Origin of the sequence: Rivularia sp. UHCC 0363 (assembly GCF_034931125.1) — a bacterium.
Classification (GTDB): Bacteria; Cyanobacteriota; Cyanobacteriia; order Cyanobacteriales; family Nostocaceae; genus Rivularia.
This window is the reverse complement of record NZ_JAYGHM010000021.1, coordinates 94,265-102,355: the sequence shown is the minus strand read 5'-3', so window position 1 is coordinate 102,355 and position 8,091 is coordinate 94,265. Positions and strand designations below refer to the sequence as shown.

The 8,091-nt window shown below is 38.2% G+C and carries 6 protein-coding genes and 3 pseudogenes; 4 read left to right on the top strand and 5 right to left on the bottom strand.

The features are described 5' to 3' along the window. On the top strand, positions 1–1,414 hold a 1,414-nt coding region (locus tag VB797_RS14265), incomplete at its 5' end, for a DUF4114 domain-containing protein (protein WP_323238346.1). A gap of 341 nt (positions 1,415–1,755) precedes the next feature. On the opposite strand, the pseudogene VB797_RS14260 reads toward VB797_RS14265, so the two are convergent. The 4 genes and pseudogenes from VB797_RS14260 to xisF (VB797_RS14245) all read right to left on the bottom strand — a co-directional run. After that, positions 1,756–2,091 (bottom strand): annotated as a pseudogene (locus VB797_RS14260) (retroviral-like aspartic protease); the annotation flags it as partial. Then, positions 2,084–2,308, bottom strand: coding sequence for a hypothetical protein (locus VB797_RS14255; RefSeq protein ID WP_323238344.1), 225 nt, complete (start codon positions 2,306–2,308; stop codon positions 2,084–2,086). The pseudogene VB797_RS14260 and the gene VB797_RS14255, both read right to left, overlap by 8 nt. Before the next feature lie 120 nt (positions 2,309–2,428). After that, on the bottom strand, positions 2,429–2,584 hold the full coding sequence (locus VB797_RS14250; RefSeq protein ID WP_323238343.1) for a hypothetical protein: 156 nt from the start codon (positions 2,582–2,584) through the stop codon (positions 2,429–2,431). 243 nt (positions 2,585–2,827) lie between these two features. Further along, positions 2,828–4,201 carry a fdxN element excision recombinase XisF gene (gene xisF, locus VB797_RS14245; protein ID WP_323238342.1) on the bottom strand — a complete coding sequence of 458 codons (1,374 nt, stop codon included), beginning with the start codon at positions 4,199–4,201 and terminating at the stop codon, positions 2,828–2,830. 37 nt (positions 4,202–4,238) lie between these two features. Here xisF (VB797_RS14245) and nifH point away from each other — a divergent pair. Then, positions 4,239–4,472: pseudogene (gene nifH, locus VB797_RS14240) on the top strand (nitrogenase reductase); the annotation flags it as partial. A gap of 280 nt (positions 4,473–4,752) precedes the next feature. Here nifH and VB797_RS14235 read toward each other — a convergent pair. After that, complete coding sequence (locus VB797_RS14235; RefSeq protein WP_323238341.1) at positions 4,753–6,156, bottom strand: site-specific integrase; 1,404 nt, start codon at positions 6,154–6,156, stop codon at positions 4,753–4,755. Positions 6,157–6,269: 113 nt separating this feature from the next. On the opposite strand from VB797_RS14235, the pseudogene VB797_RS34975 reads away from it, so the two are divergent. Together VB797_RS34975 and xisF (VB797_RS14230) are read left to right on the top strand one after the other, a co-directional pair. Continuing rightward, a pseudogene (locus VB797_RS34975) lies at positions 6,270–6,338 on the top strand (hypothetical protein); the annotation flags it as partial. Between the two features lie 39 nt (positions 6,339–6,377). Beyond that, positions 6,378–7,787: a fdxN element excision recombinase XisF gene (gene xisF / locus VB797_RS14230; RefSeq protein ID WP_323238340.1), complete on the top strand. Its 1,410-nt coding sequence runs from the start codon at positions 6,378–6,380 to the stop codon at positions 7,785–7,787. Positions 7,788–8,091: the final 304 nt, after the last annotated feature.

Below are 8,091 nucleotides of genomic sequence, written 5' to 3'. Positions count from 1 at the left end.
CACTGACGATGGTAACGAAAGTCAAAGTTTCAGCAAAAACTTCGCTCTTGCAGTTACCAACGTCAATGAAGCTCCAACTGCTGAAGATGCCACCTTCACTGTAGATGAGAACAGCACTTCCGGAACAGAAGTAGGTATTATTACCGCAACTGACCCCGAAAATGAAGCTCTAACTTTTGCGATCGCCAACGGTAATATCGACCCTGATGGAGATAGTAACCTAGCTTTCGCAATAGACTCCTCCACCGGAACAATTACCGTTAATGACTTTGACGACCTTGACTTTGAAGTTATACCTACTTTCAATTTAGAGGTGACAGCAACAGACTTAGGTAGCTTAACTAATACTGCTGATATTACCGTCAACCTTAACGATGTTTCTCCTGCTGTGTTTGATACTGAAAGTAATAACGGAATATTTACTTTGAATGGAGGAGATTCCACCAATGTCAAATTTACATTAGCTAACAACAACACCGAAAAAGTAAATGAGATTGGTGTATTTGTTGTAGACGATGAAAACGGTAACGTTGATGGTAATGCTCCTGGTTCGGACGGTTATCTGCAAGCAGCGCTACAAAGGTCACAAGTTATCTTATCAGCAATTTCTGACCGTCCAACTGGATTTGACTTAGGAGATATTGAGCGGGTACTTGAAGTTGATTCCGACGCACGTTTGGGCTTCTATTTGGTATCTAACGGTACAACTGATACAGCACTTGCTGAGTTAGAAGAAAGCGGAACCACAAGCTTACCCGTATTCTTCTCCGATTCCTCCAACTTAGAAGTATCTGACTTGGGTACAGAAGGCTTTAAATTAAACTGGTCAGATGAAGCAGGTAGTACTGATTTCACTAATTTAGATTTAAGTGTACAACTGACTCAAGATGTTCCTACTCCTGGTACACAATTACAAGGAGAATCGCAACAAGAACTTATAGATTTAACAGATGTCACAGGTTCAGTATCAGTAAGCGTTGAAGTACATCGAGAAGCAGCCTTTGATAACTTGATTGGTTTCTACCAAGTTGTTGATACCAACGGTGGAATTGATACAAACGGTGATGGTGTAGCAGACTTCAATCCTGGTGATGCTGGATATGAAGAAGCAGCCCTGACAAACCGCATCACAGGTTTAGATTTGCTTCAAACCGATAATCAGCAAACATCTACCATTGATGGGAATATGAGCGGTGGAAGTATTTTAGCTTCTTTCATGGTTGTAGATGGAACTGTAGATGAAGCAATCAACAACAACGCAGAAGTTTACTTCTCATTCTTGGGAGCAAATAGCGATGGAGTTGACCACATTCGCTTGCTTGGTGACAATACCTTCGGTTACGAAGATTTAGCTGGCGGTGGTGATTTTGACTATAACGATATGATTGTTAAAGTTGATTTTCCCACTGTCTAAAGGTTGAAGAAATTTAGACATTTGTCTAATGGTGCAAAATATTAATCCGTAATCAAGAAGCCCTAGTGATATGCTGGGGCTTCTTTTTTTACCTTGGTTTTACTTAGCTGGGTTGATACCAAAATCTTATTTTCGCCTTGGACATAACTCAAAAGCTAAATCAAAGCGATAAAAACAGACATCAAACTCATTGAAAAAGTTCGTATGTCTGAGTCAGGACTTACGCAATTGTCATAATACTCGGCTGGTGCGTGACACTACAAACATCATTACTACGTTAAAAATTAGTCAAAGTGTCACAGCACCCTACAAGGAAAATGTGCCGGTTGCGTAAGTCCTATGAGTATTAAAGGAACATCTCTAGATTCAGTCCAAGCAAATGCGAGTAAAACGGGTGCAAAGTCGTCAATGGTAGCAGACACTACCAAACCACGGGCTTCTGACCTAGCTAGATTTCCACTTAATGGGACAATGGTTGTTTGTTCTTCCCAAACAGCACCCAATTGCAAACCAATATCAAAAGGTAGTACATTTACGCTTGCACCTGTATCTAGTAGACCTATAATTTCCACAGAACAGTTATGATAGCTCAGCGTTAGTGGAAGATATGGCATATTTATAGGGATACCCTGGCTGTTCCTTTTTTCTATGAAAGAATATCGCTTACCCTCAAGCATTATCTTGTTGTGTTGCTAAAAGTTCGGATAAGCTTTGAGCAGCTTCATGTGCATCATAGGGAGACCAAACAACTGCTGGTGTTTTTGCTAACTGCTCTAAAAGCAATTCTTCTGATTCTTGTGCCAATTCAGCTAAGAGACGGGATGCGATCTCGTTTTGTTTTTCCTGTGGTAGCTTTTCAATTTCGGCAATTGCTTTGCGAAGTAGATCGGTCATATAAAAACTTGTTTTACAGGCTTATCTTATTGTAGTGTTTTCCGGCAACGCCTTAATACTTTGATGTAGTTAAAATTAACAAACAAATAACCTTTGGTTCGCGTTTTTCTACTTCTTAACTCAATTGACACACCCCTTATTATCTGGCACTATTACTTGACTCATGAAGAAATTTAATTCATTTTCAAATTCTGGATAAACTTCTTCATCGTAACCTGATTTAGATGAAATGTGCTGTAACATCATTGCCACTGCTTGATATTTCGCGCCCAGCACACTATACACACAATGTCAATATGAAGTTCGCATTAAACAGATTTTTTGTCTATAATTCTGTAGTATTGTTTAGCCAAAGCTACATTATTTATATTTTAATGACACAAAGAGAAACCGTCGCAGAAATCTTGCTAAGAACTTGCGATCGCTACATCAAAATAAAACATCTTCCTCTTGAACAAAAGAAGCATTTAATGTCGCTAACCGAGGAAGATTTCAAATTGGAATTCAGAAATATCAGACTCAGAAATGCAATTTAATTTCTAATATTTCTCCGTTGAGGATTGTTATGCTATCTACCAGCTTCTGATAGATACTAATCTTTTCTTCCTCAGTAATAGCTTTCCAATAATCAGCGTCTTTCAAGCAGCTTTGTACTAACTCTAAACGCTTTCTACCAAGATTGCCTGCCACTTCTTGTTCCCTTTCAATCCTCAATATTTCTTGTTTTGTCTGCTTAATTGCTGCATCTATAATCTCGGATTTTGGTAAAGTTTTGAGAGTTTCCAGTTGCTGCTGCAACTTAATTATTTCAGGAGGTGTTTTCTTCTTTTTAGACAACGCCTTTTTCGCATAATTAGCAATTTCTTCTGCGCGTGCTACTAATTTTGTATCAACTGCTTCCATGACATCCTGCAAGCGGATTGCTATTTTGTTTTTGCAAAATTTATCACCCAAAGTATCGCGTTTCTTGCAGCGAACTCGGTAGGTTAAGTATTTTCCGGATTTTTTAATAAATAGCCTGTATCCACAGCATCCGCAAAACATCTGACCTTGAAGCGGCAATGGCTTGGCTCTAAGTTGATGCCCATATGAATACCTGCGTCTATTATCTTGAAAACGTTGTTGGATTAATTCAAAAGTTTCTTCAGATATTAAAGCTTCGTGAGTATTTTCATGGATTATCCATTTTTCAGGATTGTTCTGGTTTTTCCGCATATTGTAGGCAGTGTGTCCCCGCAAGGTAGGATTTTGAATCCAGTATCGGAATCCCGCTTGAGTAAAATTTTTGTCAAAGAATGCCGACGCATAGTTTATTGTGCCGCGAGTGGTTGCGTTTGGCTGTAAAAAATAATCTATTATCTTACGAGCAACTTCCCATACAGGTAAGTCCGATTTTTCGTTAATAGATTCGTCTAGCGCATATTTTTCATTAACTCTGGCATAACCGAATGGAGGAGTAGGTGCTGCTTTCTTTTGTTCGCGAAAATAATCGAAACCGTGCTTAATTCTGGAACTGAGAAGGCGACTTTCAAATTCCGCTAATTGCCCCATTTGAGAGATGGAGAACCAGCCGAAAGGTGAATTTGGATCGTCAATTGGTGCGTCAAGAATGTTCAGTTTAACTCCTAACTCTTCAAAGAGAGAGACTGTTTTGTGAATTGAAATAACCGAGCGGGATAATCTGTCTATTCTTGTGATAATAATTTCGGATATTTCTCCAGTACGGCATAATTCCAACATTTGATTAAACTGGGATCGCTTGTCGCTTCTTCCGCTTTCAATATCGGAAAAGATTCGCACTGCACCTGCTTTTTTAATTCTCGCAGTTTGTTGCTCTAAAGCATCTGTATCGCTCTGCTCGCGTGTTGAAACCCTTACGTAGCCTACTTTCATTAGTCTTAGTTTCTTATGTATACTTTAATAATACACTACCACCCGTTTGATGCTCCACTCCAAAGCACAAACAACCGTACTTAGCTTGGCTGCTGAGCGCGGTGCAGTAGAAGATTTAGAACTTGAAGAAGTAATGCTCGAAGGATATCGCGGTGTACGCTGCGTTGAATCCGGTGGTCCTGAGCCTGGTGTCGGTTGTGCTGGTCGTGGTATTATCACCTCCATTAACTTCTTGGAAGAAAATGGCGCGTATCAAGACTTAGATTTGATAATAGAAACGGTAGGTTTCTTGAATGGCAATCATTAGAGCAACTGACTTACACTTTACATTATCTTTAGATTAAATAACTGCTGTTGTTATCAATAAAAAAGGGTTTAGCAAAGCGTTTTACAAAAACAAATTACATAAACCACATTTACTTTTATCTTATTTTTATCCTTTTTTGCACTTGATTGAATAGTCATGATTTTAAGCGAAAATACATAATTGTAAACAAAGGAATTGTATAGTTATATATCTCTTTAAAAATACACAACCCCTTTCGGTAAAATCACTTTTTAACTTGCTTTTCTAACTCTAAGCGTTTGACTGTTATTCTTAATGTTTCATTCTCTAGTTCTAATTGCTTGACTTTATTTTCAAGTACTTTCATCATGTCCTGTTTAGCAGTAGCCGTATCAATAGCACTTTTACGATTATCAAGTGAGAACCACTTTTGATAAGTTAAGGTATGCATCTGCACGCTATGACCCAAATTATCTGATGCAGCTTTGATTGGTATACCCATTAAGTGCGCTCTAATTGCCCAAGCGTGACGCAAATCGTAGGGAGTAAAACCACACTTTGCTTTTTTAAACCAGTTGCAATTAGCTAATTTGTTGGAATTAAGCCTTTTGTAAGAGATTGAATCTGTAAAATATTCTGCAACTGCTTTTAATATTTCTTCATTCTTTAAATCAAATAGCTCAATCCATCTTTCATGTAATGGTAAAACTTCTCTTTCTCCAGTTTTAGCTAATTCATCTACTTTCCATGTATTATTAATATTCTGTGTATTTAACCACCATTCGATATTAGGACGTAAAAATAACTCACGCGGTCTTAACCCGTAGGTTGCTAACATCCCATATATCCACCGATATATTTTCCAGTTATCTTCAAATTTTCTATTTTTAATTCCTCGGTTTTGCCTACCGTTTGCATATTGTTCATATCCTAAATATGCTGCTTCTATTTGACGATCGCTAGGGATATTCCTTTTTTGTGCCTTCGGTCGTTTAAGATACTCCGCTACATTTATATCTATGTCAAAATACTTGGCGAATATCGATATAGAAATAGCCAAATTTCGTCTGGGATAGCTTTCTGGTTCGGTAATATTAAGTATTTGTAAAAGATTATCGGATGTTGCTAGTTTTTCTAGAGGTATGCGTCTTTTTAACTCTTTTAAGTAGTTGTTAAAACTGTGTTCGCTTTTGATTGTGCGCTTATGGTTTTTGAAGTACTCAGTCTCAAATTTTTCCAATAGCTCACCAAACGTCTTCACCTCTAGTTTCTGTTTACTCTTGACTCCCAAGTACTTGTCATTCCATGCAAAAGTTTTCCTCGCTATCAGCTTACCCAATTCATAGGCTTCTTCCTCAGCGGTTTTTAACCCATCTAAATTTGCCGGTATTCCCAATGAAATCAAATACTGTTTGGTACCAGTACCTTTTTTATCTTTGTCACCTGGTTTAAGGGGAAGTGTTGCCTGCAAACCTAAACTATTGTTGTTCTTTGTCACCTTAGCTTTACAATTAGCTGCCTTTAATCGTTCTTTTAATTGAATAAACTGCTTTTCAAATTCTTCTTGCATATATTTTTCTCTATGTGCGTCATGCTTTTTGATTCCGAAGTATGACCCGTCTGTGCTTGGTAGTGGCTGATAGTCAGCAAACCCTGTATCTTTGTTCATGTTTACCTTACTCTTACCTTACTTTTTTGCCTGTTCAGCACAAGCTTTTACATGGCTGTAATAGGTTCAGGCTAAACAAAAATATTGTATAACGATTTTGAGTAAGAAATGAAAACTTAGATTTCGTATCTTACGACGTATTAGGTGACGTTGTATGTGGCGGTTTCGCTAACAACCGTTAAATCTGATATTATTTGATAAATCCTTTGAAAACATTGGTTATGCGCGATTTGTCAAGAGCATTGGGTTATTGTCGAGTTTCTACCCAAAGACAGCATACAGAAGGTCATGGACTAGAGCGTTATATTGAGCGGTTAAAACAATACGGATTAACTGAAGAACAAATTCATTGGGACATAGAATCTGGTGCTAGTGACAAGCGTAAAGGATATAACCAAGTATTGGAATTAGTGCGATCGCACCAAGTCGATCAAATAATTGTGCCATGTTTCGATAGATTTACCCGCTCTGCGTTAGGTTGGGAAGTTGCACGTCAGGAATTGCAGAAATTTGGAGTTGAGTTAGTATTCCTCGATGGTGGAAGTTTAGATTTAGATACTCCTGAAGGGTTATTTACTAGCAGAATATTAGCTGCGATGTCTGCACAGGTTCGAGATAAAAATAGATATAATGCCATTCAAGGACATCGATATTTTCAAGAGAAAAAAAAGATTTATCAAGCAGTATTCGGTTTTGTTAAAGATGGCGATCGCGTAGTTCCGAATACCAAGCAATATCGAGATACAGATAAAACCCATGCTGAAGTTGCTCTTTTATGTGTAGAGATGTTCATCGCATCGGGAGAATTATCTAAAACCATTAGAAGATTAACCGATAAATACGGGCTAGAGCGGGTTGGGAAGTATAAATATGAAGATTTTCCTAGAGATGTGTCTTCATTCCGTCGATGGCTATCCAATCCTCAATTATGCGGTATGGTTTGCTATTATGCATTTGATAACGAGAAAAAAGTAATATTACAGTCCGAGCATCAAGGAATTATCTCGGTTGCACAGCATCAACAGATAATTCAAATTTTATCTACCCATCCTTGCGGTAGACGTAAGTATGTTACCAATCCTTTGGTTGGGTTATGTAAATGTGCTGAGTGCGGTTCGACAATGGAGAAGCGGTCTACAAAAGTAAACGGTAAAACCTACGAACACTTAAAATGTCCGGGTGCTTACCCAAAACCGCGTCAACTAAAAAAATGCAGCGTGCGGACTTATTTTCGGTTGGAAGGTGCGATTGATGCTGCAATTCAAGCCTTAAAGGGAAAAGCTGAAAATATAGCCGAGAATATGCCGATTGAAACCACAGAAGAAATACCAGTTGAGATCCTAGAGTTACAGCAGCAAATTTTTAAACTTAAACAATTAAACGACCCTGATTTTAACAGCACAATAAAAATTAAAGAACAAAAGTTAGAAACTACGATCAAAACTTCAGAATTAAATGTAGTTGCAGATGCCGGTAGAACCCAGGTTTTGCGTAATATTGCCAGTCACTTTGGGTTTTGGGAAGTAGTTACGAGGGAAGAACTAACCGCAATCTTTCACGAATTAGTTGCAGAAGTAGTTTGTTCCGTATCAGCGCGATCGCAATCTTTTGCTGCAAGACTTAAAATTTGATTTCGTTCTGCTTCTGGTAAAGAATCTAAATATCTCTGTGCTGCGACCCAGAGGATATCTGCTACTTTTTTGGAAATTGTCATGAGTTTGTGTCGATCTGAATGTTTTAAGGTTAATTCCTCCGTTTAAAAATTCTGCTCGTAGGGAACTTGGATGTAAAGAATTGGGAATGGGGAATTGGTACTTATTCCTATCTCACTCTAAAACTACTTATCTCTCTTTACTTCCTTTCTCTGTGTTCTCTGCGACTCTGCGGTTTTTTTTATCAGTAATCTTCCGCTGGTAGTGCGAGCGTCCCGCTCGC